We start from the raw sequence: 24,973 nt of genomic DNA, 5'->3' as shown, positions 1-24,973 counted from the left end.
GAACCGCCCGACCGGGTGGCCCACCGGCGACCCGGGGCCGTGTCACCGCGGCCAGTGCTCCAGCGCCACATGCAGCGCGTCGACCGCCTTGTCCCAGGACGCCTGCACCTCGCGGGGCGCGCCGAAGCCGCCGGCCGCCTCCAGGGCGCAGTACCCGTGGAAGGCGCTGCGCAACAGGCGTACGGCGTCCGTGAGATCGGGTTCCTCCAGGCCGTACGCACGCAACATGCCGTAGGTGATCTCGGCGGTGCGGCGCAGGGCGGGGGAGTCGGCGACCAGGGCCTGGTCGACGCGGATCTGCGTGGCCGCGTACCGGCCCGGCCGCTCCAGCGCGTACCGCCGGTAGGCGCCCGCGAACGCGACGAGCGCGTCCTTCCCGGCCCGCCCCGCCACCGCCGCCGCGATCCGGTCGATCAGCTCGCCGCCCGCGAGCAGCGCGACCCGCGTGCGCAGGTCCTGAAGGCCCCGCACATGCGAGTACAGGCTCGCGTCCTTCACGCCGAAGCGGCGGGCCAGCGCGGACAGGGTGACGTTCTCGAAGCCGGACTCGTCGGCGAGATCGGCGGCGGCCGCGACGACGAGCTCGGTCGTGAGGCCGGCGCGGGCCATGACCAGTCCCTTTCCTCGAGGGTCGGAGCATCGGAAGCCGCCCCAGCATATGAGGCGGCGGCCCGGCGTGTTTGTGCACCGTCCGGCCCCGGGTCCGGCGTCAGACTGCCCCCATGGACGACCACCTGCCCGCCGAGGACGACGCCGCATCCGGCGGCCCCGGCACCGACCGACCCCGCAGCCCGGCCGGAGCCCGTGCGGCCGCGCTGCTGCGCCGCCCCCGGCTGTGGCTGATGCCGACCGTCCTGACCGGCCTGCTCGCGCTGCTGCTCTCCCTGCTCTACATGGGCGGCATCGTCCACCCCGACGAGGACCTGCACCACCTGCCCATCGCCCTGGTGAACGGCGACCGGAGCGCCCCGCTGCCCGGCGCCCGGACGAATCTGGGCACCCAGATCACCCGGGCGGTGGTCACCTCCGGCGGCGGTACGGCCGACTGGCGCACCCTGACCCGCGCCGAGGCCCAGGACCAGCTGGACAGCGGCAGGGTGTACGGCGCCCTCGTCGTCCCGCCGCGCTTCACCGACTCCGTGGCCGCGCTGACCACGACCGGCGCGACCACGCGGCCCACGCTCACCGTGCTCACCAACCCCGGCAAGGGCAGCCTGGGTTCGTCGCTCGCCTCGAAGATCACCACGGCGGCCGCGCAGCAGGCGTCGGCGACCATCGGAAAGCAGCTGACCGCGCACACGGCCGCGGACGCGACGACCCGGCTGCTCCTCGCGGACCCGGTCGACGTCGTCACCGCCGTCGGGCACCCCATCGGCCGGCACAGCGGGCTCGGCCTGTCCGCCTTCTACTACACCCTGCTGCTCGTGCTGACCGGGTTCATCGGCGGCAACATCATCCACACCGGCGTGGACGGCGCCCTCGGCTACGCCGACATCGAGCTCGGCCCCTGGCACACCCGCCGCCCCACGGTCCCGGTGGACCGCACCCAGACCCTGCTGCTGAAGATGCTGATGACGGCGGGCATCACCGTCCTCACCGTCTCCCTGGTCATGGCGGCCACCGTCGGCATCCTCGGCATGGACGCCTCCCATCTGCCGCTGCTGTGGATCTACTCCTACTGCGCCGCCCTCGCCGTGGGCCTCGGCGTGCAGGCCATCAACGCCGCGTTCGGCGGCATCGGCCAGCTGGTCTCCATGTTCGTCTTCATCGTCCTCGGCCTGCCCTCCTCGGGCGCGACCGTCCCGCTCCAGGCCGTCCCCGGCTTCTACCGCTTCCTCTCCGTCTTCGAACCGATGCGCCAGCTCAGCGACGGGGTCCGCGCGATCCTCTACTTCTCCGCGCGAGCCGACGCCGGACTCGCCCGAGCCTGGCTGATGATCGCCATCGGCACGCTCCTGGCCCTGGTCTTCGGTTTCGCGATGACGGCGTACTACGACCGCAGGGGCCACAAACGCCTTACACCACAGGCTTCCTGACGGGTCGCCGGGCAGACGTGAGACTTGACTCTCACGAATTCCGAGAGAACACTCTCACGTCATGGACTCCGGTCAGGGAAATCGATACGGCGACATAGAGATAACCGACCCGAGGGCGATGCGGGCCCTCGCCCATCCGGTGCGGCTCGCGATCCTCGAACGCCTGCAACGGTACGGACCGGCCACCGCCACCCGGCTCTCCCCGCATGTCGGCGCCACGCCCTCGGTGACCAGCTGGCACCTGCGCCATCTGGCGGGCTTCGGCCTGGTCCGTGACGCGCGGGGCGGCTCCGACCGGCGCGAGCGGCGCTGGGCCGCGGTGGCACGCGGGTTCCGGTTCGAGGTTCCCGAGGACACGGAGGGGCGGTCGGCGGCCCGGGTGCTGTCCGGCGAACTCTTCGCCCGCAGCGCCGAGTTGCCGCTGCGCTGGCTGACCGAGACCGAACCGGGCCTGGAGCCGGAGTGGACCCGGCGCGCGGGCGGGGCCAACACGCGGATTGTCGTCACCTCCGACGAACTGGCCGCGCTCCAGGACGAGATGGAGGAACTGGTCGCGCGGTACGTCACCCGTGACGCGGCCGACCGGCCCACCGGCAGCAGGGGTGTACGCCTGCTCCTGTACGCCCTGCCGGAGGCTCCGGAAGGGCCGGAAGGCCCGGACGATCTGGAGGGCTCGGAAGCGGCGGCCGGCCCGCGGGGCGCGGACGGTGGAGCGGGGCCGGCGTGAGCGCTCCGGACGCCGTCGACGCCGTTGCCCCACGGCCCGGCCCGCTCTGGCGCGACGGGCGCTTCGCGCGCTTCTGGGCCGGGCAGACCGTCTCCCAGTTCGGCGACCGGATCTCCGAACTCGCCCTGCCCCTGGTCGCGGTGGGCACCCTGCACGCGGGCGCCGCCCAGGTGTCCCGGCTCACCGCGCTGGCCTGGGCGCCCAGCCTGCTGGGGCTGGTCCTGGGCGCCTGGGTCGACCGGAGCCCGAGCAAGCGCCGGCTCATGGTCGCCGCCGACCTGCTCAGCGCGTGCACCCTGCTCAGCCTGCCGGTGGCCGCCCTGTGCGGCGCGGTCACCCTCGGCCAGCTCTACGTCATGGCCCTGCTGACCGGCACGGCGGGCGTGGTCTTCGGCACGGCCTGTTCCTCCTACTTCGTGCGCCTCGTCCCGCCGTCGGCCTACGTCGACGCCAACAGCAAGCTCAGCGCCGGCCGTTCGGCGTCCTTCGTGGCCGGTCCCGCGATCGGCGGCTGGCTCGTCCAGGTGCTGACCGCGCCCGTGGCGGTGCTCGCCGACGCGCTGTCGTTCCTCGCCTCGGCGTTCCTGGTCGGGCGCACCCGGGTGATCGAACCGGCGCCGGAGGCCGCGGGCCCCTCCCTGCTGCGGCGTGCCCGGGAGGGGCTGGTCCTCGTCGTGCGCGATCCGGTGCTGCGGGCGTGCCTCGGCTGCACGACGACGGTCAACTTCTTCACGCTCCTCGCCGGCAACGGCCTGCTGGTGCTGTTCGCCACCCGGACGCTCGGCCTCACACCCGGCGTGATCGGGCTGGCCCTGGGCGGCGGCGCGGTCGGCGGACTGTGCGGCGCCCTGGCCGCGCCCGCGATCGCCCGGCTGATCGGAGTGGGCCGCAGCGGCGCGGTGGGGGCCGTGCTGTTCCCGGCGCCCCTCGCCCTGATCTGCGCGGCCACGGGCCCGCTCGGGGCGCGGGCCGGGATGCTGGGCGCTGTCGAGTTCCTGTCCGCGTTCGGCGTGATGCTGCTCGACGTCAACCTCAACTCCGTGATCGCCTCGGCCGTCCCGGACGCCCTGCGCAGCCGCGTCACCGGCGCCTACGTCACGGTCAACTACGGCATACGCCCCCTGGGCGCGCTGACCGGCGGCGCCCTCGCGGGGACGCTCGGCCTGCGCGGGGTGTTCACCGTGGCGGCGGTCGGCGGCGCCCTGTCCGTGCTGTGGCTGCTGCCCTCCCCGGTCCCCGGCCTGCGCACGGCGGCGCAGGCCGCACCGCCGTCGGCCGTGCCCGCGCAGGGGCGGCCGGACGGCGGCGGTGTCGCGGAGCCGGGGGCCGTGCGGGCGCCGTAGCGCGACCCGGACCCGTCGGCTCAGGACGGCGTCAGGTCGTGGACCTCACGGACTTCACGGATGCCGTGGACTGCGTGAAGACGAAGGAGAACTCGGCCGGTTCGGCGTGCAGGTGGTGGGCGGGCAGCGGGCCGGGGCCGCAGGACTGGGTGCCGATGCCCATCTGGGCGTGGTCGAGGTTGACCCAGACCGTGTCGCCCGGGACGAGGTCGGTGAGATGGGCGGCCGCGTCGAGCTGTTCCGTGGTCCAGCGGCGGGCCGTGAGGCAGAAGGCCGGGTCGCCCTCGATCCGCAGGCCGCCGATCTCCGCCCAGCGGACGTCGGCGCGGGCGCCGTTCTCCTGGGGGCGGACGTAGGGGGTCTGGAGGGCGTCGACCGTCGACTCCCAGCGGGCCAGCAGCGCCGCCGCCCGGGTGTCCGGGTACGCCTCGCCGGGGCCGCCGCCGTACCAGGTCACCCGGTGCGCCGGTCCGGGCAGGCCGAGGCGGACACCCAGCCGGGGCAGCGGCAGGCGCCAGTCGCCCTCGGGGGTCACCGCGACGGTCAGCCGCAGCCGGGTGCCGTCGGAGGTCCAGCGGTACACCGTGCGCAGACCCAGGTCCGAGGCGGCGGGCGCCACCCGGGTACGGACCGTCAGCGCGTCGGCGCCGACCTCCACCGCGTCCAGGCGATGGTGCATCCGGTGCAGGCCCAGGGTGCGCCACAGCAGGCCGTGGCGCGGTTCGCGCTGCCAGCCGGCGCCGTTGTCGTTGTCGGTGGGGGCGCGCCACACGTCCAGGCGCAGGTCGCGCACCTCGACGCCGCCGATCGAGGTCGGCGCCCCAGTGCGGGCGTCGAAGGCGGCGGGGCCGAGTGTGAGGGTGCCGGGGCCGCGGACCGGGGCCGTCGTGGGGTGGACGGGGGCAGGCACCGGCCGTGTCCCGGCCCGCAGTTGGCCCCAGGCGACCACATGGCCGCGCGGCGCCCAGGCGGTGTCCCTGGCGAGCAGCGCGCGGACGATCCAGTGGGTCTCGGCTCCGGCAGGCACCGCGCCGGGGGGCTCCGGCAGTTCGACCTCCGCGCTCTCGCCGGGAGAGAGCGACGGCGGTACGGGCAGCGTGCCTGTCGCCAGTGTCTCGCCGTCCGCCTGGTAGGCCCACTCGAAGGCGAGGGCGGACAGGTCGGCGAAGTCGTGGCGGTTGGTGACGCGGACCGTGCCGTCCGCGGGGTCGCCGGCGATCCGGACCGGTTCGATCACCTTCGCGTACTCGACGAGGCCGGGGGAGGGGGTGCGGTCGGGGAAGAGCAGTCCGTCGCAGACGAAGTTGGCGTCGTGCAGCTCCTCGCCGAAGTCGCCGCCGTACGCGTAGCCGAAACGCTCGTCCTTGATGCCGTGGTCGATCCACTCCCAGACGAACCCGCCCTGGAGGCGCTCGTGCGACTCGAACAGCTCCTGGTACTCGCTGAGTCCGCCGGGACCGTTGCCCATCGCGTGGGCGTATTCGCACTGGATGAAGGGGAGTTCGCGCCGGCGCTGCGGCCCGCCGTCGAGGCCGAGGCCGATCCGCTCGACCTCCTCGTGGTAGGCGTACATCCGCGAATGGACGTCGGTGTCACGGCAGTTCGCGTCGCCCTCGTAGTGCACGAGCCGGGAGGGGTCGCGGCCGTGGATCCATTCGGCCATGGCGGTCAGGCCGCGGCCGGTGCCGGCCTCGTTGCCGAGCGACCACAGCACGACCGAGGGGTGGTTCTTGTCGCGTTCGACCATGCGGGCCGCGCGGTCGAGCAGGGCCGGGGTCCAGCGGTCGTCGTCGACGGGGTTGTCCCGCCAGTTCTGTTCGGTGAAGCCGTGGGTCTCCAGGTCGCATTCGTCGATCACCCACAGGCCGTACTCGTCGCACAGGTCGAGGAAGGCCGGGTGCGGCGGATAGTGGGAGGTGCGTACGGCGTTGATGTTGTGCCGCTTCATCAGCAGCACGTCCGCCCGCATGGTGTCCGGGTCGAGCGCGCGGCCCCGCTCCGGGTGCCACTCGTGCCGGTTGACGCCCTTGAACAGGATCGGGCGGCCGTTGACCTTGATCAGCCCGTCCGCGAGGGTCACCGTGCGAAAGCCGATCCGCAGCGGGACCCGTTCGCCCTCGGTGGCGAGGACGCCGTCGTACAGCCGCGGCGTCTCCGCCGTCCACGGCGTGACCGGCACGGTCACCGGCTCGCCGGTGGCGACATCGATGTCCAGTGCGGGCACCGACACCCGCCCGTCGACGTCGGAGTCGACGCGCAGGGTGCCCTTGCCGGTGAGGTGGTCGTAGGCGGCGTGCACGAAGAAGTCGGCGACGCAGCCCGGCGGCCGGTGCAGCAGCGTGACGTCGCGGAAGATGCCGGGCAGCCACCACTGGTCCTGGTCCTCCAGGTACGACCCCGCCGACCACTGGTGGACGCGGACGGCGAGGACGTTGCCGCGCGGCCGCAGCAGATGCCCGACGGCGAACTCGTGCGGCAGCCGGGACCCCTTGAACTCGCCGATGTCCGTGCCGTTCAGCCAGACGCGGGCGCAGCTCTCGACGCCGTCGAACCGCAGCACCGCGCCGCCGTCCTCCGGCCAGCCGGACGGCAGGTCGAAGACGTGCAGATGGTCGCCGGTCGGGTTCTCGGTGGGCACGTGCGGCGGGTCCACCGGGAAGGGGTAGAGGTGGTTGGTGTAGATCGGCGTGCCGTGGCCCTGGAGGACCCAGTGCCCGGGGACCTCGATCTCGGCCCACTCCCCGGCGTCGAACCCGGGCGCGGCGAACGACTCGTCCTCGGTGTCGGCGGCGGGTGACAGCCGGAAGCGCCAACGGCCGTTCAGTGAGCGGGACATGGCGTCCGACACGGCGTACCGGGTGCGGGCGGGCAGCGCGCCGCTGCCCGGCGAGACGTCGGTCACGTAGTCGGCTGCGGTGGTGCGCAAAGACATCGGTCTCCTAGTTCAGCCCTTGATGTCGTTGGTCGTCGTCGGTTGTTGCGGGTTCAGCCCTTGATGCCGGTCTGTGCCACACCCTGCACCAGCCAGCGCTGGAGAAACAGGAACACGAGGACCAGCGGCAGGATCGAGAGGGCGGTGGCCATGAAGATCAGGTGGTAGTTGACGGTCTGGTTGGTGAGATACGACGACAACGCGACCTGGACGGTCCACGCGCTCGGGTCCTGGCCGATGACCAGGGGCCACAGGAAGGCGTTCCAGCCGCTGATGAAGGTGATGGTGGCCATCGCCGCGAAGAAGTTCAGCGAGTTGGGCACGACGACCCGCCAGTACGCGCTCCAGTACGTGAGCCCGTCCACGCGCGCCGCCTCCTCCAGCTCCTTGGGGAACCCGAGGAAGTACTGCCGGAAGAGGAAGCACGTGAAACCGCTGAACAGGCCCGGGACGATCAGGCCCCGGTAGGTGTCCACCCAGCCCAGCGAGGACACCAGCACGAAGCCGGGCACGAAGGTGACGGCCGTGGGGACCATCAGCGTGACCAGGACGGCGTAGAACACCTTGTTCGCGTGCCGGTAGGGGATGCGGGCGAGGCCGTAGCCGGCGAGCGAGCACACCAGCAGTGTCCCGACGGTGGACAGGACCGCCACGATCGCGGAGTTGACCAGCGAACGGCCGAAGTCGACGGTGAGATCGTGGAACGGCTCGGTGACGTTGGACAGGCGGATGTGGGAGGGCCACCACTTCCAGTCCTCGCCGGTGATCTCCTGGTCCTGCATCAGGGCGTTGCGGACGATCAGGTAGAACGGCAGCAGGAAGAGCAGCGCGGCGACGGCGACCGCGAGGTACAGTCCGGCGCCGCCCAGCGGGCCGCCGTGCCGCACCCGGCGGGAGCGGTCGGACGAGGGTGTCGTGGCGGTCACCTGGCCTCCTCCGCGCGTCCGAATCCGAGGATCCTGCCCTGGAAGAGGGTGACCACGCAGATCAGCAGCGTCAGGATGACCGCGCCCGCGCTGCCCTGGCCGTAGTCCTGGCTCTCGCCGAGGGCCACCTTGTACAGCTCGACCAGCGGCGGCTGGCCCCAGGTCGCCTTGCCCATCAGGTTGTAGAACTCGTCGAACGCCTGGTAGGCGGCGATGAGCAGCAGCAGGATCACCGCGGTGGAGGTGGCGCGCAGTTGCGGCAGCGTGATGTACCGGAAGGTCTGGAATCCGGGCCGCGCGCCGTCGATCGCGGCGGCCTCGTACAGCTCCGCCGGGATGTTCTGGAGCGCCGCGAGGAACAGGATCATGTAGAAACCGGCCTGGAGCCACAGCCGCAGTGTCACCAGCACCAGCCAGTACCAGGGCGGGTCGGGGTCGGCCAGCCAGGCGACGTTGTCGAAGCCGAACCAGCCGATGACGGTGTTGGCGAGGCCGAAGCGGACCCCGTTGAAGATCGACATCTTCCAGATCAGCGAGGCGGCGACATAGCTGCACGCGGTCGGCAGGAAGAACACGGAACGGAAGAAGGCCCGCAGGAAGCGCAGCCGGTGCACCATCAGCGCGAGGCCGAGGGAGAGTCCCCAGGTGATGGGCACGATGAAGGCGGCGAAGACCGTGAACGTCACCAGCGAGTCGGTGAAGTTCGGGTTCTCCAGGACCGTGCGGTAGTTGTCCAGGCCGATGAACGTGCTCGGGGTGACGGTGAACCGGGCGTCGAAGAAGCTGAGCCAGACGCTCCAGCCGATCGGCACGAAGACGAAGACGATCAGGCCGATCAGGAAGGGCCCGGTGAACAGCCAGAAGTTCAGGGCGTTCCGGGTCCCGAGGCTGCGGCGCCGGGAGGTGTGGGCCGCCTGGGGCGCGGGGCGGGCGGGGCCGCGTGTCGTGGTGGTCGCCATGGCGTGCTCGGCCGGCCTATCCCTGGAGCTTCTTCAGCTCGCGGTTCACTTTCTTGTCGCACGCGTCGAGCGCGGCCTCCGGCGAGCCGTTCTTGCGCACGCTGTTGGCGAGGACGTCGTTGAAGGCGGTGATCATCGCCTGCGTCCAGTGGATGTTGTCGAAGTGCCCGTAGGTGTTGAACAGCTGCACGCCCTGCTCGGGCAGTTCCGACTTGAGCTTGGTGGCGGACTGCGCGATCGAGGCGCGGGGCGGGATGTGGAAGCCGTACGACGTCGCCCAGTCCTCCTGGTACTTCTTCTGGTCGATCCACAGCCACTTGACGTACTCCTTGGCCGCGTCGACGTTCTTGCCCTTGGCGTTGACGAACATCGACCAGCCGCCGTTGTAGACCGACAGCCGGCCGGCGGAGCCGATCTTCGGGAACGGGAAGATGCCGAGGTCGTCGCCGAGCGCCTTCTGCATGACGGGCATGGACCACATGCCGCCCCACTGGATGGCGCACAGACCCTGGTCGAGCGCGGAGGGGTCCCAGTAGTCGGCGGGCGCGTCGAGCAGCAGATGCCCGCTGGTGAAGAGCGAACGCAGCGTCCTCAGACCGGATATGACACCGTCGGTGTGGTACGCGATCTGGTTCGAGGAGTCGAGCGTGTCGGCGCCCGCGGACCAGATCAGCGGGTACTGCACCGCCGTGATGTCGTTGCCGAGGAACAGGCCCTTGACCTTGCCGGTGGTCAGCTTGGCGGCCGCCTCGACGAGTTCGTCCAGCGTCTGCGGGACCCCGACGCCCGCCTTCTCCAGCAGCGACTTGCGGTAGTAGAAGAACTGCGGGTCGTCGATCATCCGGATCCCGTAGATCTTGCCGTCCACGGTGTGCGAGGTGATGTCCGCCTGGTTGAAGTCGTCCTTGACCGGGGCGATCAGCTCGGTGAGATCCGCGACCTGGCCGCTGGTGACCAGCTGGAGCTGCGGGTGGAACTCGAACACGTCGGGCGCCTGCTTGGTCAGCAGCGCCGAGAACAGCTTGGTCTCGAAGTTGTTGCCGGTGATCCACTGCGTGCGCACCGAGGCCTTGTCGTACGCCGCGGCGTACCGCTTGATGGCCTGTTCGGTGCCCGCCTCGCCGTACGCGTGGAAGTACTGCACGAGCGAGGAGCCAGAACCGCCGCCGCCTCGGCCGTTGTTGCCGCCGCAGGCGGCGAGGGCGCCGGCGGTGGCGAGGCCCGCGCCGGCGCGGAGGAGTGATCGGCGGTCCCAGGTGCTGCTCATTGCCGACATGGCGACGTCCTTGTCTCGAGTACGGCTGCGGCGATGGACGGTCGGTACCGGGTGACTCGCGTTCCTGTGCGGTCGGGAAGTTAACCTTCCGCTAAGGCTTCGGCAAGGGGTTGGACGAAGCGGGATCCGAAGTCCTGCCGGTCGTCCGGGATGTCGAACGAACCGTTCGCACTCGGGACGCGGAAAACGGTGAGGGCCGCCGGGTCAGGGGGGTGGCTCCGGCGGCCCTCGGCTTCGGGACGGGTCGGTCAGCGCCTGCCCGGCCGGTGGTGCACCGCCTGCAGGGCCCCTTCCAGCGCGAAGGTCGCGGCGCCCAGGCAGACCGGGTCCGTGGGCACCGGCGACAGCACGATCTCGGTGGCGGCGTGCGGCCGGCGCAGCGCGTGCCGGGCCACGGCCTCGCGCACCTCGGCGAGCAGCGGCTCACCGAGGGCGGCCGCGACCCAGCTGCTGAGCACGACCACCTCGGGGTTGAGCAGATTGACCAGGTCGGCGATGCCCGCGCCGAGGTAACGGGCCGTGTCGCAGACGACCTTGACCGCCACCGGGTCGCCCTCCGTGGCCGCGCGGGCCAGCGCCGCGATGGTCGCGGTCTGGTCCTCGGGGTGCAGCAGCGGGCTGCGCGGGCTCAACTCCCGCAGGTTCTGCATGATTCCGGGCGCGCCGACATAGGTCTCCACGCAGCCGTGGTTGCCGCAGTGGCACAGCCGCCCGTCGAGCACGAGCGTGGTGTGCCCCCACTCGCCCGCGCTGTTGCTCACCCCGCGGTGCAGGCCGCCGCCGAGCACGAGTCCGGCGCCCACCCCGGTGCCGAGGTTGACCACCACGGCATCCCCGCGTCCGCGCGCCGCCCCGAACCACAACTCGGCTACCGCGCAGGCCCGCAGCGGGTTGTCCAGGTACAGCGGATAGCCGATCCGCTCGGCCAGCAGGCCGAGCAGCGGCACGTCGTGCCAGTCCCAGTTCGGCGCGTACTGGGCCACGCCGGAGTCCCGGTCCACCTGGCCCGGCACGCTGACCCCGACCCCGAGCACGCGCGCGCTCTCCAGGCCGGCCCGGGCGACCACCGCGTCGACGGCGGCGGCGACCTGCGCGACCACCTGCTCGGGGCGGTTCTCGCCGGGGCGCATGTCCTCGGCGGCGCGGGCCAGCACGGTCAGCGCCAGGTCGAACAGCTCGACCCGGACATAGGTCTCCGCGATGTCGACGCCGATCAGGGCGCCGCCCTCCGCGTGCACCGCGACCAGCCCGCGCGGGCGGCCGCCCGCCGAGTCCTCGAAGCCGACCTCGGTGATCAGCCGCAGATCGAGCAGTTCGGCGACGAGGGTGGCGACGGTGGCCAGGCTCAGCCCGGTGGCCGCCGCCAACTCCTGGCGCGAGGTGGGGGATTCGGCGATGATCTGGCGCAGCACCTCGTAGCGGTTCGCGGTGCGGATGTCACGTGACGTACGCGAAGTGCGCGACGTGCGTGCCGCGCGGGACGTACGTGATGTGCGTGACGTACGCGAGGTGCCTGATGTGTCCTTCACCGAGCCTGCCCCCATCCCTCCGCCGCGGCGCCAGGCTATGTTCGGCGCCGCGCGTTCGACAAGGGGTTAGGAAAGGGGGTCGACGAAGTCCGCGAGGAACGCGTTGGTGAACGTGCCCGCCGGGTCCAGCCGTTCCCTGAGCGCCCCGAAGTCACCCAACCGCGGGTACCGTTCCCGCAGTTCCGCGCCCGGCACCGTGAACACCTTGCCCCAGTGCGGGCGCGCGCCGAAGGGATCGAGCGCCGCCTCCAGCCGGCGCACCACCGGCAGCACCGCCGCGGTGTCCTCGATCCACGTGAAGTGCAGCGCCACCGAGTCCCGCCCGTACGCCGGGCTCAGCCACTGCTCGTCGGCGGCGATCGTGCGCACCTCGCACGTCTGGAGCACCGGCGCCACGGTCTGCCGGATCTCGTCCACGGCGTGCAGCGCGGCCAGGGCGGAGCCCCGCGGCAGCAGATACTCCGACTGGAGCTCCGCCCCGCTGCTCGGCGTGAACTCCGCGCGGAAGTGCGGCAGTCGCTCGTGCCACGGCCCCGCCACCCCTAGCTGTTCCGTGCAGTTGACCGCGGGCATCCCCGGCACCGGATGCAGCGGCTCGGTCGCCGGCCGGGCCCAGGGGAAGTCGGACAGCGGCTCGTCGGTGCGCCGCTTGCGCCACACCTGGCGAAAGCCGGGCCGCCGCCAGTCGGTGAACAGGCTGACGCTGTACGCCGACCCGGCCACCGCCTCGAAGTCCAGCCCCTCCAGCGGGAGTTCCTCGTACACGTACTGCTCGACCAGGTAGTCGGGTTCGAGGTCGAGGGTGAGCGCGGTGACCACACCGAGCGCGCCCAGCGAGGTGACCGCGCCCCCGAACGCGTCGTCCCCGCGGGCCAGAGTCATCTGAGCGCCGTCCGCCGTGACCAGCTCCACCGCGCGCACCGCCGACGCGAGCGAGCCGTTGCCCACCCCCGAGCCGTGCGTGCCCGTCGCCACCGAACCGGCCACCGAGATGTGCGGCAGGGAGGCCATGTTGGCCAGCGCGAGACCGTGTCCGTGCACCGTGCGGGCCAGCTCGGCGTACCGCACGCCGCCCGAGACCCGTACCGTACGGGCCGTCGTGTCGACGTCGATCACCGGCGGCAGGTCCGCGACCGAGAGCAGGACGCCCGCCGGGCCCGGGTCGGCGATCTCGTTGAACGAGTGCCCGCTGCCGAGCACCCGCACCTTCGCGCTGCCCGCGACCAGGTCGCGCAGCGCGTCGAGCGACCGCGGCCGGTGCAGCTCCTTCGCGCCGAAGGTGATGTTCCCGGCCCAGTTGCCGACCCTCTCGGTCATGCGTGTCGTCCTCTCGCAGCGCGCGGGTCCATTGACCCCCTCGTTCACCGCTGCCTACCGTAGGCAACGTCCGTAGCGAACGGTCGCTGCCCGTGCGCCACCGAACCGGAGGATGACGTCCTTGACCGAGCGTCCGCAGGCGTTGTTCGCGCTGGCCGCCGAGAACATCCCCCAGATCTTCCCGCCGGACGTGCTCGCGCGACTGCGCCGGGCGGTGGACATCGATCCCGCGCTGGTCGCGCACGACTTCCGCGCCCCGCATCTCGCGGAGGCGCTCGCCCGCACCGAGATCCTGATCACCGGCTGGGGCTGCCCGCCGCTGGACGACGCGGTGCTCGACGCGGCGCCCCGGCTGCGGGCGGTGCTGCACGCCGCCGGATCGGTGAAGGGGTTCACCACGCCGGAGGTGTGGCGGCGCGGCATCGCCGTCTCCTCGGCCGCCGAGGCCAACGCCGTGCCCGTCGCCGAGTACACGCTCGCGATGATCCTGCTCACCGGCAAGGACCTGTTCGCCTTCCGCGACCTGCTGCGGGTGCGCCGGTCCTTCCCCTACGGCACCGTCGTCCCCGGCATCGGCAACCACGGCCGGCGCGTCGGCGTGATCGGCGCCTCGCGCATCGGCCGCCGGGTGATCGACCTGCTGCGCCCGCACGAGCTGCGGGTGAGCCTGGCGGACCCGTACGTCGACGAGGCCCGCGCCGCCGCGCTCGGCGTACGGCTGCGGCCGCTGGACGATCTGCTGCGGGAGTCCGACGTGGTCACCGTGCACGCGCCCGCCACCCCGGAGACCCGGCACCTCCTCGGCCGCCGCGAACTCGCGCTGATGCCGGACGGCGCGGTGCTGATCAACACGGCGCGGGGTTCGCTCGTCGACCACGACGCGCTGGTGGAGGAGTTGCGCACCGGCCGGCTGAGCGCGGTGCTCGACGTCACCGACCCCGAGCCGCTGCCCGCGGACTCGCCGCTGCTCGACATGCCGAACGCCTTCGTCACCCCGCATCTCGCGGGGTCCCAGGGCAACGAGGTCGCGCGGCTGGGGGAGGCGGTGGCGGCGGAGGCGGAACGGCTGGCCGCCGGTGGGGAGCTGCTGCACGGGGTTGATCCGGCGTCGCTGGAACGGGTCGCCTAGGCGGCGGGGCCCGGCGGCCCGGGCGTGCTCGTCCCCGCGGGCCGGTGGGGCCTTTTGCGCAGTTCCCCGCGCCCCTGATGGCGTGCGTTCTTCCCTGCGGGTGCGTGGGGGCTGTTCGCGCAGTTCCCCGCGCCCCTGAAGGGGCACGTGCTTGGCTGCGGGTGCGTGGGGGCTGTTCGCGCAGTTCCCCGCGCCCCTGAAAGGGAACGTGCTTGTCTGCGGGTGGGTGGGGCGTTTCGCGCCGTTCCCCGCGCCCCTGTCGGGGCGCATGGTTCTCTGTTTGCTGCGGATTTCGTCGTAGGTGCAGAGCTTCAAGGGCTTGATCGCCATCTCTGTGGCCGTGGACGATCGATATCGGTAGATTGACGGTCATGGCATCCGAGCGGCTTCCCGTCACCGAGCTCACCCGGCATCGGCGTCTGCGCGAGCAGGGCAGTCTTGAGCGGGCCGACCTCGACGCCGTGCTGGACGCCGGGTTCGTCTGCCACCTGGGGGTGGTGGTCGAGGGGCGTCCGCTCGTCGTCCCCACCGTCTACGGCCGCGACGAGCGGTGGCTGTACGTCCACGGGTCGGTCGCCAGCCGCAGCCTCGCGGGCGGCGTGCCCGTCTGCGTGACCGTCACCCATGTCGACGGGCTCGTGCTCGCCCGGTCCGTCTTCGAGCACGGGGTGAACTACCGCAGCGCGATGATCCACGCGGACGCCCGACCGGTCACCGACCCCGACGAGAAGCTCGAAGGGCTGCGCCTGCTCAGCGAGCAGGCCGCGCCCGGCCAGTGGGGGGTACGCCCGGCGCCCCAGCCGCCGGGAACTCGCCGCCACCACCCTGCTCGCGCTCTCCCTGGAGGAGGCGTCCGTCAAGATCCGCACCGGCCCGCCCGACGACGGCGACGGACCCGACGCCGCGCTGGGTCTGTGGGCCGGGACGCTGCCGCTGACCTCGGTCTGGGGCGCCCCGGTGGCCGACCCGGCACTCCCGGCGGAAGCCCCCGTACCAGAACACATCGCCCGCCGGGAGGGGACCCGGCAGCACTGACGCCCGCGTGGGGGCATACCGTGAGGAGTCGTACGCCTAGCCAGGAGGAGATGACGGGATGGGCAGCCGCACCGCGCTGGTCGAGGATCTGATGGAACGGTTCCCGCACGTGCCGCGGGAAGCCGTCTTCAAGGAGGACCTGCTGCGAGGAGGCGTCGCCTTCGACGCGTCCGCCCTCAGCGACAACGAGAGCGGCGAGGTCAAGCCGAAGTCGTACTTCATCTTCTCGTTCGACCACGGCACCCTGCCGGAGCTCGGCGAGGCCGCCCTGCGCCGGCCCCCGGAGGAGATCATCCTCACCGGCGGGCCCTACGACCTGCGGCGCACGGTCGTCTCCGTGCGGGTGAACCCCACCTCGCCCTACCGGGTCGCCGCCGACGACGAGGGAGTCCTCGGGCTCTACCTCGACGGAAAGCGGATCGCCGACGTCGGCGTTCCGCCGATGCCGGAGTACTACCGGCACACCCTCTCCAACGGCAAGTCCGTGATGGAGGTGGCCCCGACCATCCAGTGGGGCTACCTGATCTACCTCACGGTCTTCCGCGTCTGCCAGTACTTCGGCGCCAAGGAGGAGTGCCAGTACTGCGACATCAACCACAACTGGCGCCAGCACAAGGCCGCCGGACGCCCCTACACCGGGGTGAAGGACGTCGAGGAGGTGCTGGAGGCGCTCGAGATCATCGACCGCTACGACACCGCCAAGGCGTCCACCGCCTACACCCTCACCGGCGGCGCCATCACCAAGACCGTCGCCGGCCGCGACGAGGCCGACTTCTACGGCCACTACGCCAAGGCCATCGAGGAGCGCTTCCCCGGCCGCTGGATCGGCAAGGTCGTCGCGCAGGCGCTGCCCCGGGACGACGTGCAGCGGTTCAAGGACTACGGCGTGCAGATCTACCACCCCAACTACGAGGTGTGGGACCGCCGTCTGTTCGAGCTGTACTGCCCCGGCAAGGAGCGCTACGTCGGCCGCGACGAATGGCACAAGCGCATCCTCGACTCGGCGGAGATCTTCGGCGCGCGCAACGTGATCCCCAACTTCGTGGCGGGCGTGGAGATGGCGGAGCCGTTCGGCTTCACCACCGTCGACGAGGCCATCGCCTCCACCACCGAGGGCCTGCGCTTCTTCATGTCGCACGGCATCACGCCCCGCTTCACCACCTGGTGCCCCGAGCCGACGACCCCGCTCGGCAAGGCCAACCCGCAGGGCGCGCCGCTGGAGTACCACATCCGGCTCCTGGAGGCCTACCGCGCGACGATGGACGACTTCGGCCTGTCCTCCCCGCCCGGCTACGGCGAGCCCGGACCCGGCCGCGCGGTCTTCTCCGTCAGCTCCTTCATGGACAGCCTTCCGGCGGTGGACGAGGCGCCCGCCGAGGTGTGAACGGACGGGCAAAGACGAGGGCGTACCTGGGGAGGTGCGTCCTCGCGCCCGGCTGTGAAAGTGTGAACGCGACGGATTTTCGGGGACGTTGAGTCGCCGCGCCGTCGCGATCCGTACAAGGGGCAGGGGGCGTGGCCGCCCGCATCTATATGAAAGAGCGGCTTGTCAGTTGTGTCCGCGGCGTGAAAGGCTCTGGCCCCGCGTCGAGGTTCCCCCCAACTCCATTGCCGATATGGTGAGTTGACCTCGCTTGTGGATGCAGGAGACCCATGGCTGACCTGCCGACCCCCCAGGACGCCACCGAGGCAGAGCTGTTCACCGAGTACTGGGACGCGGTCCTCTCCTATGCCGACCTCGCCACGGCCGGCACCGCGGCCGCCAACCAGCTGGCCACGGAGGCGTTCACGCTCGGGATGCGCGAGGCCCGTGCGGCCGGTTCCGCACCCTCGGGCGGCCCCGGACGCCGCGCCCCGCGGCTGCCGATGATCCCGCTGCTGCTGACCGCGGTCCGCAGCACCGCCGCCGCCTGGGAGCGGGACGGCCGGGGCCACCGCCTCGACCCCGACCTCAGGCTGTGGCTCAACTCCGAGAAGGCGGAGCGCTATACGGGCCCGCCGCTGCAGCGCCCCATCGCGCTGCGCGGCCTGCGCGACCTCCAGGAGGCGGACGCGGCGCTGCTGTGGCTCGCCGAGGTGGAGGCGCTGCCGCTGTCCGAGGTGGCCCCGCGCCTCGGGCTCGACCCGCAGAGCGCCGTACAGGAACTCGACCAGGTGCGCGGCCTGTTCCGGGACCGCTGCCACCGCAACCATCTCGACACCCCGATGGACGCCCAGTGCCGCAGCTACGCGCGCCTGCTGGACGCCGTCACCCGCTCCTCCGCCGCCGACGCCCCGGTGGACCTCTCCCGGCACCTCGCCACCTGCGTGCAGTGCGCCGAGGCCGCCGCCTGCCTGCGGCTGCACGGCGGCGCGCTGCCCGGTGCCCTCGCGTCCGGCGTCATCGGCTGGGGCGGACACGCCTATCTGGAGCGCCGCCGCCGCGCCGCCGAGGTGCGCCGCGGCGCCCGTCCCGGCGGGCGGGGCGCCCTGCCGGGGGAGCCGAAGGACGGCGCCGCGCGGACCCGCGTCGTGCGCAACTCCCTGCTCGTCGCGGCCGTCGTGCTGTCCGGACTGGCGCTGGCGGTGTCGATGATGCCGTACGGCGACTCCGCGAAGGACGCCGCCGTCAGCGACATCGACCACCGGCCCATCGCCGACCCCGGCGCCTCCGCGACCTCCGCCGCGCCGGTGACCGCGGAGTCGGCCTCCCGGGTTCCCGACGGCGGCCGGGCCACCCCCTCGCCGACCACGACGGCGACCGCCGGCGCCCACAAGAACCCCGACCCCGAGCCGCAGGGCACCTCGTCCGCCACCGCGAGCGGCGACACCGGTCCCACCCCCGAGCAGAGCGAACCGGCGACCTGTACCGTCGACTACCACCTCGACAGCCAGTGGAGCACCGGCTTCCAGGTCACCATGAAGGTCACCACCACGCGCGCCCTCAGCGACTGGCGCGTGGGCTGGTCCTTCCGCGACGGCCAGCAGGTCGGCCAGATGTGGGACGCGACCGTCGCCCAGAGCGGCGCCCGTGTCACCGCCACCGCCGCCGACTACAACAAGTCGGTCGCCGCGGGCGGCACGCTGGCCTTCGGCTTCCTCGGCACCTGGCAGGGCGGCAACTCCACACCCACCGCCTTCACCCTCAACGGACGTTCCTGCACCACGGGTTGAGCACCCGAGGACGTACCCGCACGACCGCCGTCCGGCCCCGCCCCTCGCGAAGAGAAGCGGGGCCGGACGGCGTCAGGGACACAACCCCCGGGTCAGCAGCCCGACTTGTAGAAGTACTTGCTGACGGACGGGTCGTTCATGTTCGCCTTGGTGATGGCGACCATGTTCGTGCCGATCGACTTCTGCACGGACTTGCCCTCGAACGCGGCCGCGAGCTGGTCCACCGCCTCCCGGCCGATCGCCCCCGGGTCCTGTGCGACGAGCACCTGGAGCGTGCCCGCCTTCAGTGAGGCGATCTCGTCCGGCTCGGCGTCGAACGCGGCGACCTTCACCTTGCCCTCCTTGCCCGCCTGCTTCAGACCCGTCGCGATGCCCTGGCCCGTGTTGGTGTTGCCCGCGAAGACACCGCCGAGGTCCGGGTGGGCCGCCAGCGTCGACTGGATCTGCGAGGCCGCCGTGGCCGGCAGGTCGTTGTCGTAGAGCGTCTTCAACATCGTGATCTTCGGGTACTTGGCCATCTCCTCGGTGAAGCCCTTGATCCGCGCGTCCGTCGTGGACACACCGGGCTTGACGCTGATGACGATGGCCGAGCCCTTCTCGCCCATCAGCTTGGCCAGCGCGTCCGCGGCCACCCGGCCGCCCTTCTCGTTGTCGGACGAGATCCGCGTGATGCCGACGGAGGAGTCGCTGACCGTGGTGTCCACCAGCGCCACCTTGGTCCCGGCGGACTGGATCTGCCTGAGCGAGGGGGTGAGCGCGCTGGTGTCGACCGGCGAGATCAGCAGCCCGTCGGGCCGCGACGCCGCGACCGAGTCCAGCAGCGGGCGCTGCACCGACACGTCCCACTGCGCCGAGCCGTCCGCCTGGAAGTCCATTCCCTTGGCCTTGGCCTCGGTCTGCGCGGCGCACGTCATCGTGATGTAGAACGGGTCGCTCTTCACACCGGTGATCAGCCGGACCTTCTTGTGCGCCGCGCCGCCCGACGAACCCGAACCGCCGCCGCTGGACGAACTGCACGCGGCCGCTCCGGTCAGGGCCAGTACGGCGCCCACGGCGACCAGCAGCCTGCGCTTGCTGCTCATGCTCCACATAAGGGTGACCTCCTTGGTCATGCGCGCTCCCGGGTCTTCCTGCGCATCTGGTCGATGTAGACGGCCGCGACCAGCACGACGCCCACCGCGACGTCCTGCCAGTACTGCTGGACGCCGATGACGATGAGTCCGGTGGTGAGGACCGCGGGGATGAACACGCCGATCACCGTGCCCAGCACCGATCCGCGCCCGCCGAACAGACTGGTGCCGCCGAGCACCACCGCCGTGATCACCTTCAGGTTGTCGGTCGAGTGACCGGCGATCGAGGTCGTGCCGTACGAGGAGAGCCACATCACCGCGCCGAGCCCGGCGAGCAGGCCCATCAGCCCGTACACCTTGATCAGATGCCGTCCCACCGGGATGCCCGCGCGGCGCACGGCGGTGGGGTTGGAGCCGATGGCGAGGGTGTGGCTGCCGAACCGCGTGCCGCCGAGCACCGCGCCGAACGCCGCGGTGACCACGGCGGCCAGGATCACCAGCCAGGGGATGCCGAGCAGCTTGCCGAAGCCGAGGCTGTTCTGCAGATGGGCGGCGGCGGCGCCCGCCGGGTCCTGCCCGCCGGTGGCGAGTTCGGCGATGCCGAGCGCCGCGCCCAGCCCGCCGAGCGTGACGATCAGCGGCGGCACCTTGCCGGTCGCCACCACCGCGCCCTGGAGGGCGCCCCAGCCGGTGCCCACCGCCAGGGCGATCAGCACGCACACCGCGACCGTGCCCCAGCCGGCCTCCGGGCCGCCGTGGTGGATGTTGTACTCGCCCGCCGCCACCGCGGACAGCACCAGCACCGAGCCGATCGACAGGTCGATGCCCGCGGTGATGATCACGAACGTCATGCCGACGCCGAGCACCAGATAGATGGCCGCGTTGACGGCGATCTGCGTGAGGTCGTACGTCGTGAAGAACTTGCCGGGCGCCGCGATCGTGAAGAACGCGACCAGCGCCACCAGGATCACGAACGTCCACACCTCGCTGACGCCCGCCGCCCGGCGCAGCACCTCGGCCGCCCGCTGCCGTCCGTCCGCACCCGCCAAGGGCGCTTCGGGCAGCTTCGAACTCTCGCGCAGCTCCTGGCTGTCGGCGCTCATCGCCCCTCCTCCGCTTCCGTGACGGCCGGGCCGGTCCGGGCCGTGTCGTGCTGCGGGGGGCCGTCCAGCGATCCGGTCATCGCGCCGACGAGCTCCTCGATCGTGGTGTCGGCCGCGGTGAACGAGGCGACCCGGCGGCCGAGGCGCAGCACCTCCACCCGGTCCGCGACCGAGAGCACCTCGGGCATGTTGTGGCTGATCAGCACCACGCAGATGCCGCGGTCGGCGACCCGGCGGACGGTCTCCAGGACCCGGGAGCGCTGGACGACGCCCAGGGCCGCGGTCGGCTCGTCCATGAAGATGACCTTGTTGGCGAACGCCACCGCGCGGGCCACCGCGACGGACTGGCGCTGACCGCCCGACAACGTTGTCACGGGAGCCGTCACGTCCTTCAGCTCGACGCCGAGCTCCGCGAAGGCCCGGACCGCCTCCCGCCGCATCGCCGGCCGGTCCAGCACGCCCAGCCGGCCCCACACGCCGCCGCGCAGCATCTCCCGGCCGAGATAGAGATTGGCCGCCGCGTCGAGGTCCGGCGCGAGCGACAGGTCCTGGTAGACGGTCTCCACGCCGTGCCGCTGCGCGTCCATCGGCCCGCTGAAGCGCACCGGCACCCCCTCCAGACGCACCTCGCCGCCGTCGGGGGCGAGCACACCGGACAGGACGTTCACCAGAGTCGACTTTCCGGCACCGTTGTCGCCGATCAGCGCGACGACCTCACCGGGACAGGCCGTGAAATCGGCGCCTTGGAGCGCCTGTACGTGGCCGAAACGCTTGACCACGCCGTGTGCCGCCAGAAGTGGTTCCCTTGCAGAGGCCATGTTGTGCCTTCTGATTGGTATCGTTAACAGCCCGTCGATTCTGGGAGTCCCATGAGTGGGCGTCAAGGGTTCAGTCAAGGGTTCAGTCTTTATCGGTGAGTTGCGACCTGTGGAGGACGCGGCGTGGCCGGCCGGCCCACGATGAGGGACGTAGCCGCGGCGGCGGGCGTCAGCGCGATGACGGTCTCCAGGGTCGTCAACGGCGAGGCGGGAGTGGCTCCCGGGACCGCCGCCCGGGTGGAGGCCGCGGTTCGCCGCCTGGGTTACCAACGTGACGACGTGGCACGGCAGTTACGGCGCGCCGGTCAACTCAGCCAGATCATCGGGTTGTTGGTCGACGACGTCGCCGAACCCTTCATGGCCGCGGTCGCCTCGGCCGCCGAGGACGCGGCCCGGCAGCGCGGCAGCGTGCTGCTCATCGGCTCCAGCCATGACGACCCGGGCCGGGAGCGCGAGGTCATCGCGGCCTTCACCGCGCGCCGCGTCGACGGGCTGATCCTGGTGCCGGTCGCGGGCAGCCACCGCTTTCTGCGGCCCGCCCAGGCGCGCGGCACCAAGGTGGTCTGCGTGGACCGGGCCGCCCCCGGCCTGGACACGGACACGGTGGTCGTGGACAACTTCGGCGCGGTACGGGACGCCGTACGGCATCTGCACGCGCACGGGCACCGGCGGATCGGCTACCTCGGCGGCCGGCCGGAGCTGTGGACGTGCGGCGAGCGGCACCGCGGGTACCGGGCGGCGCTGTCGGCGGCGGGCGTCGCGGACGAGCCCGCGCTGGTCCGGCTCGGCCTGCGGACCGGCCCCGAGGCGGCCGACGCCGTCACCCGGCTGCTCGCCGCGCCCGATCCGCCGACGGCGGTGGTCGCGGGCAACGAGGTCCTCGCGTCGGGGGCGTTGTCGGCGCTGCCGTCCGGGGTCGCCTTCGTCGGCTTCGACGACCTCGCGCTGCCGGCCCGGCCGCGGCCGCCGGTCACGGTCATCGCGCAGGATCCGGCCGCCCTCGCGGCGGGCGCGGCCCGACTGCTGTTCGCCCGCATCCACGGGGACACGTCACCGCCGCGGACGGTCGTGCTGCCCACGCGGCTGATACCGCGCGGGTCGGGAGAGATCCCCGGACCCCACGGGGGTGGGGGAGCCGAGCCCGCGTCGGAGTGAACGGTGCGTGCGGGACCGCTTCGGCCGCGAGCCGGTGGGGGTGGTTCGCGCAGTTCCCCGCGCCCCTGACGGGGCGCACCGACCGTGCCCTCGAGGGGCGCGGGGAACTGCTCGACCGGCCACGACGGACCCGCACGACGCAGGTCCGCGGAGCGACGGCCGCCCTGCCGGAATCTGCCGTGCGCCGGCGCGTCGACACCGGCCACGCAGCGTCCGGTGACGGCCGCTTCGGCCGGGTGCGCCTCAGTTCGCCGGGGTGCGGCGGCCGGAGCCGCGGCCCGCGGTGCCGGTCGCGCCGCCCGTGGGCCCCGCGGCCGGGGTGCGGCGGCGGGATCGGCCGGCGTCCTTGGCAGCGCTGGCGCCGGTGGTCGTACCGGACGCGGACCGGCGCTCGGAGCCGCGGCCGTTGCCCGCGGCGGACGCCGTACGGCGCTCCGAAGTACGGCCGCTCGCGCCGCCGTTGCCGCCGGAGGCACCCGAACGGCGCTCGCCGCCGCGGCCGTTCGAGTTGCCGCTGCCCTCCGCGGTCCCGGTGGGCGCCGAACGGCGCCTGGTACCACGCTCGTTCGCACCGGCCGCGGTGGCCGTGCTCCCGGCCGTACCCGTCCGGCGCGCGGTGCCGCGACCGCCCGTCGCGGTGGCCGCGCCCGTGGCCGCCGCGCCGCCGCGACCGCGACCGGACGACCGACGGCCGCCGCGCTCGCCGTCGGACTTGCGGGCCGTACGGGCCGCCTTCACCGGCTCCGCCTGCGGCACCTCGATGACGACGGGCACGCCGGACGGCTCGCGGGCGCCGGTGATGGTGGCCAGCTCCGCGTCGCTCGACGTGATCCGGGCCGTGCGCGGGCGGATGCCGGCGTCCGACATCAGCCGGGTCACGTCCCGCTTCTGGTCGGGCAGGACCAGGGTGACCACGCTGCCGGAGCCGCCGGCGCGGGCCGTGCGGCCGCCTCGGTGGAGGTAGTCCTTGTGGTCGGTGGGCGGATCGACGTTCACGACCAGGTCGAGGTCGTCGATGTGTATGCCACGGGCCGCGACGTTCGTCGCCACCAGCGCGGTGACCTGCCCGGTCTTGAACTGCTCCAGCGTGCGGTTGCGCTGCGGCTGGGAGCGGCCGCCGTGCAGGGCCGCCGCGCGGACGCCGGAGGCCAGCAGCCGCTTGGCGAGCCGGTCGGCGGACCGCTTGGTGTCGAGGAAGAGGATGACCCGGCCGTCACGGGCCGCGATACGCGTGGTGACGGCCTTCTTGTCGGTCTCGTCCTGGAGGTGGAGCAGGTGGTGCTCCATCGTGGTGACCGCGCCCGCCGACGGGTCCACGGAGTGCACCACCGGGTCGGTCAGGAACCGCTGCACCAGCTTGTCGATGTTGCTGTCCAGGGTGGCCGAGAAGAGCAGCCGCTGGCCGTCGGGCCGTACCTGCTGGATCAGCTTGGTGATCTGCGGCAGGAAGCCCATGTCGGTCATCTGGTCGGCTTCGTCCAGCACCGTGATGCGTACGTCGCCGAGCTCGCAGTCGCCGCGCTCCACGAGGTCGTTGAGGCGGCCGGGGCTCGCCACGACGACCTCGGCGCCGCGCCGCAGGGTGGCGGCCTGCTTGGTGATCGACAGCCCGCCGACCACGGTGGCCAGCCGGAGGTTGACCGCCGTCGCGTACGGGGTCAGCGCGTCCGTGACCTGCTGGGCGAGCTCACGGGTGGGCACCAGCACGAGCGCGAGGGGCGCCCGGGGCGCCGCGCGCAGCCCGGCCGTGCGGGCCAGCAGCGCGAGGCCGAACGCGAGGGTCTTGCCGGAACCGGTGCGGCCGCGCCCGAGCAGGTCGCGGCCCGCCAGCGAGTTGGGCAGCGTGGCGGCCTGGATCGGGAAAGGGGTGGTGACGCCCTGCGCGGTGAGGGTCTTGAGCAGCGCCGCGGGCATGTCCAGAGCGGCGAAGTCCTCGACGGCGGGGAGCGCGGGAGTGGTGTTTTCCGGGAGCCGGAACTCACGCGGCGACGCCCCGGACGACCGGGACGCGGAGGGGGCCGAGGAGGACGAGGTACGCCTGGTCGACTTCTGGGGCCTGCGGGCCATACTGCTTGTCTGCCTTCCTGGAACAGCACAAACCGGGGTCCGCACCATTGCGATACGGACCCCGGTGAGTGGATGAGCGTCCGGCGATCAGGCGGGGACGATGTTCTCCGCCTGCGGGCCCTTCTGGCCCTGCGTGACGTCGAAGGAGACCCGCTGGCCCTCCTGGAGCTCACGGAAGCCCTGGGACTGGATGTTCGAGTAGTGGGCGAACACGTCCGGGCCGCCGCCGTCCTGCTGGATGAAGCCGAAACCCTTTTCGGCGTTGAACCACTTCACGGTTCCCTGAGCCATGACCTTCTCCTGTCTGTAGGCAGAGGCCCCATCCGGAGAAGCCGGAAAAACGAATAATGCGCCTGCAGGAGAAACATTTCCCGTCAGGCGCACATAGGTTCATGGGT

Annotated in this window: 19 protein-coding genes and 1 pseudogene; 8 read left to right on the top strand and 12 right to left on the bottom strand. The window is 72.3% G+C overall.

Annotation, left to right across the window (positions count from 1 at the left end; all coding sequences use genetic code 11):
* Positions 1-42 precede the first annotated feature (42 nt).
* Positions 43-609: a TetR-like C-terminal domain-containing protein gene (locus WN71_RS34565; protein ID WP_046589190.1), complete on the bottom strand. Its 567-nt coding sequence runs from the start codon at positions 607-609 to the stop codon at positions 43-45.
* A gap of 113 nt (positions 610-722) precedes the next feature.
* Here WN71_RS34565 and WN71_RS34560 point away from each other — a divergent pair, with 113 nt between their 5' ends.
* The 3 genes from WN71_RS34560 (at position 723) to WN71_RS34550 (ending at position 4,106) form a co-directional block, all read left to right on the top strand.
* Positions 723-2,036: a YhgE/Pip domain-containing protein gene (locus tag WN71_RS34560; RefSeq protein ID WP_046589188.1), complete on the top strand. Its 1,314-nt coding sequence runs from the start codon at positions 723-725 to the stop codon at positions 2,034-2,036.
* Between the two features lie 61 nt (positions 2,037-2,097).
* Positions 2,098-2,763: an ArsR/SmtB family transcription factor gene (locus WN71_RS34555; RefSeq protein WP_046589187.1), complete on the top strand. Its 666-nt coding sequence runs from the start codon at positions 2,098-2,100 to the stop codon at positions 2,761-2,763.
* Complete coding sequence (locus tag WN71_RS34550) at positions 2,760-4,106, top strand: MFS transporter (protein ID WP_079178346.1); 1,347 nt, start codon at positions 2,760-2,762, stop codon at positions 4,104-4,106. The genes WN71_RS34555 and WN71_RS34550 overlap by 4 nt, the downstream gene beginning before the upstream one ends.
* A gap of 31 nt (positions 4,107-4,137) precedes the next feature.
* Here the strand turns inward: WN71_RS34550 and WN71_RS34545 are convergent, their stop codons facing one another.
* From WN71_RS34545 to WN71_RS34520, 6 genes are all read right to left on the bottom strand, one after another.
* On the bottom strand, positions 4,138-7,038 hold the full coding sequence (locus tag WN71_RS34545) for a glycoside hydrolase family 2 TIM barrel-domain containing protein (RefSeq protein WP_046589185.1): 2,901 nt from the start codon (positions 7,036-7,038) through the stop codon (positions 4,138-4,140).
* A gap of 53 nt (positions 7,039-7,091) precedes the next feature.
* Entirely contained in the window at positions 7,092-7,964 is an 873-nt protein-coding gene (locus tag WN71_RS34540) for a carbohydrate ABC transporter permease (protein ID WP_046589183.1), read from the bottom strand.
* Entirely contained in the window at positions 7,961-8,923 is a 963-nt protein-coding gene (locus tag WN71_RS34535) for a carbohydrate ABC transporter permease (protein ID WP_046589181.1), read from the bottom strand. The genes WN71_RS34540 and WN71_RS34535 overlap by 4 nt, the downstream gene beginning before the upstream one ends.
* Positions 8,924-8,939: 16 nt before the next feature.
* Complete coding sequence (locus tag WN71_RS34530; RefSeq protein WP_046589179.1) at positions 8,940-10,199, bottom strand: ABC transporter substrate-binding protein; 1,260 nt, start codon at positions 10,197-10,199, stop codon at positions 8,940-8,942.
* Positions 10,200-10,447: 248 nt separating this feature from the next.
* Positions 10,448-11,611 (bottom strand): ROK family transcriptional regulator, encoded by a 1,164-nt coding sequence (locus WN71_RS34525; RefSeq protein ID WP_240529871.1) that lies wholly within the window; start codon positions 11,609-11,611, stop codon positions 10,448-10,450.
* Positions 11,612-11,794: 183 nt separating this feature from the next.
* Positions 11,795-13,045: a D-arabinono-1,4-lactone oxidase gene (locus WN71_RS34520; RefSeq protein WP_046589177.1), complete on the bottom strand. Its 1,251-nt coding sequence runs from the start codon at positions 13,043-13,045 to the stop codon at positions 11,795-11,797.
* A 121-nt stretch (positions 13,046-13,166) separates the two neighbouring features.
* Between WN71_RS34520 and WN71_RS34515 the strand changes: the two genes are divergently transcribed.
* From WN71_RS34515 to WN71_RS34500, 4 genes and pseudogenes are all read left to right on the top strand, one after another.
* A complete protein-coding gene (locus WN71_RS34515) occupies positions 13,167-14,174 on the top strand; it encodes a hydroxyacid dehydrogenase (protein ID WP_046589228.1) in 1,008 nt (335 codons plus the stop codon).
* A 371-nt stretch (positions 14,175-14,545) separates the two neighbouring features.
* Positions 14,546-15,209: pseudogene (locus WN71_RS40445) on the top strand (pyridoxamine 5'-phosphate oxidase family protein).
* 58 nt (positions 15,210-15,267) lie between these two features.
* Complete coding sequence (locus tag WN71_RS34505; protein WP_046589172.1) at positions 15,268-16,593, top strand: radical SAM protein; 1,326 nt, start codon at positions 15,268-15,270, stop codon at positions 16,591-16,593.
* Between the two features lie 269 nt (positions 16,594-16,862).
* On the top strand, positions 16,863-18,362 hold the full coding sequence (locus WN71_RS34500; RefSeq protein WP_046589170.1) for a cellulose-binding domain-containing protein: 1,500 nt from the start codon (positions 16,863-16,865) through the stop codon (positions 18,360-18,362).
* A 92-nt stretch (positions 18,363-18,454) separates the two neighbouring features.
* Here WN71_RS34500 and WN71_RS34495 read toward each other — a convergent pair whose 3' ends face one another.
* The 3 genes from WN71_RS34495 to WN71_RS34485 are packed head-to-tail and all read right to left on the bottom strand — an operon-like array spanning position 18,455 to position 21,353.
* On the bottom strand, positions 18,455-19,474 hold the full coding sequence (locus WN71_RS34495) for an ABC transporter substrate-binding protein (protein WP_240529870.1): 1,020 nt from the start codon (positions 19,472-19,474) through the stop codon (positions 18,455-18,457).
* The gene (locus WN71_RS34490) at positions 19,471-20,535 is read right to left on the bottom strand and encodes an ABC transporter permease (protein ID WP_046589166.1); all 1,065 of its coding nucleotides are present in this window, start codon (positions 20,533-20,535) and stop codon (positions 19,471-19,473) included. Before WN71_RS34490 ends, WN71_RS34495 begins: the two co-directional genes overlap by 4 nt.
* A complete protein-coding gene (locus tag WN71_RS34485) occupies positions 20,532-21,353 on the bottom strand; it encodes an ATP-binding cassette domain-containing protein (protein WP_046589163.1) in 822 nt (273 codons plus the stop codon). Before WN71_RS34485 ends, WN71_RS34490 begins: the two co-directional genes overlap by 4 nt.
* A gap of 141 nt (positions 21,354-21,494) precedes the next feature.
* On the opposite strand from WN71_RS34485, the gene WN71_RS34480 reads away from it, so the two are divergent.
* The gene (locus tag WN71_RS34480) at positions 21,495-22,508 is read left to right on the top strand and encodes a LacI family DNA-binding transcriptional regulator (protein ID WP_046589225.1); all 1,014 of its coding nucleotides are present in this window, start codon (positions 21,495-21,497) and stop codon (positions 22,506-22,508) included.
* A gap of 243 nt (positions 22,509-22,751) precedes the next feature.
* Here WN71_RS34480 and WN71_RS34475 read toward each other — a convergent pair whose 3' ends face one another.
* Positions 22,752-24,575, bottom strand: a complete 1,824-nt coding sequence (locus WN71_RS34475) for a DEAD/DEAH box helicase (protein ID WP_046589161.1) — start codon at positions 24,573-24,575, stop codon at positions 22,752-22,754.
* Between the two features lie 87 nt (positions 24,576-24,662).
* Positions 24,663-24,866, bottom strand: a complete 204-nt coding sequence (locus WN71_RS34470) for a cold-shock protein (protein WP_016578941.1) — start codon at positions 24,864-24,866, stop codon at positions 24,663-24,665.
* Positions 24,867-24,973 lie beyond the last annotated feature (107 nt).

This window comes from Streptomyces mangrovisoli (assembly GCF_000974985.2).
In the GTDB taxonomy this organism is placed as follows: Bacteria; Actinomycetota; Actinomycetes; order Streptomycetales; family Streptomycetaceae; genus Streptomyces; species Streptomyces mangrovisoli.
This window is presented reverse-complemented; position numbering and strand designations above follow the sequence as displayed.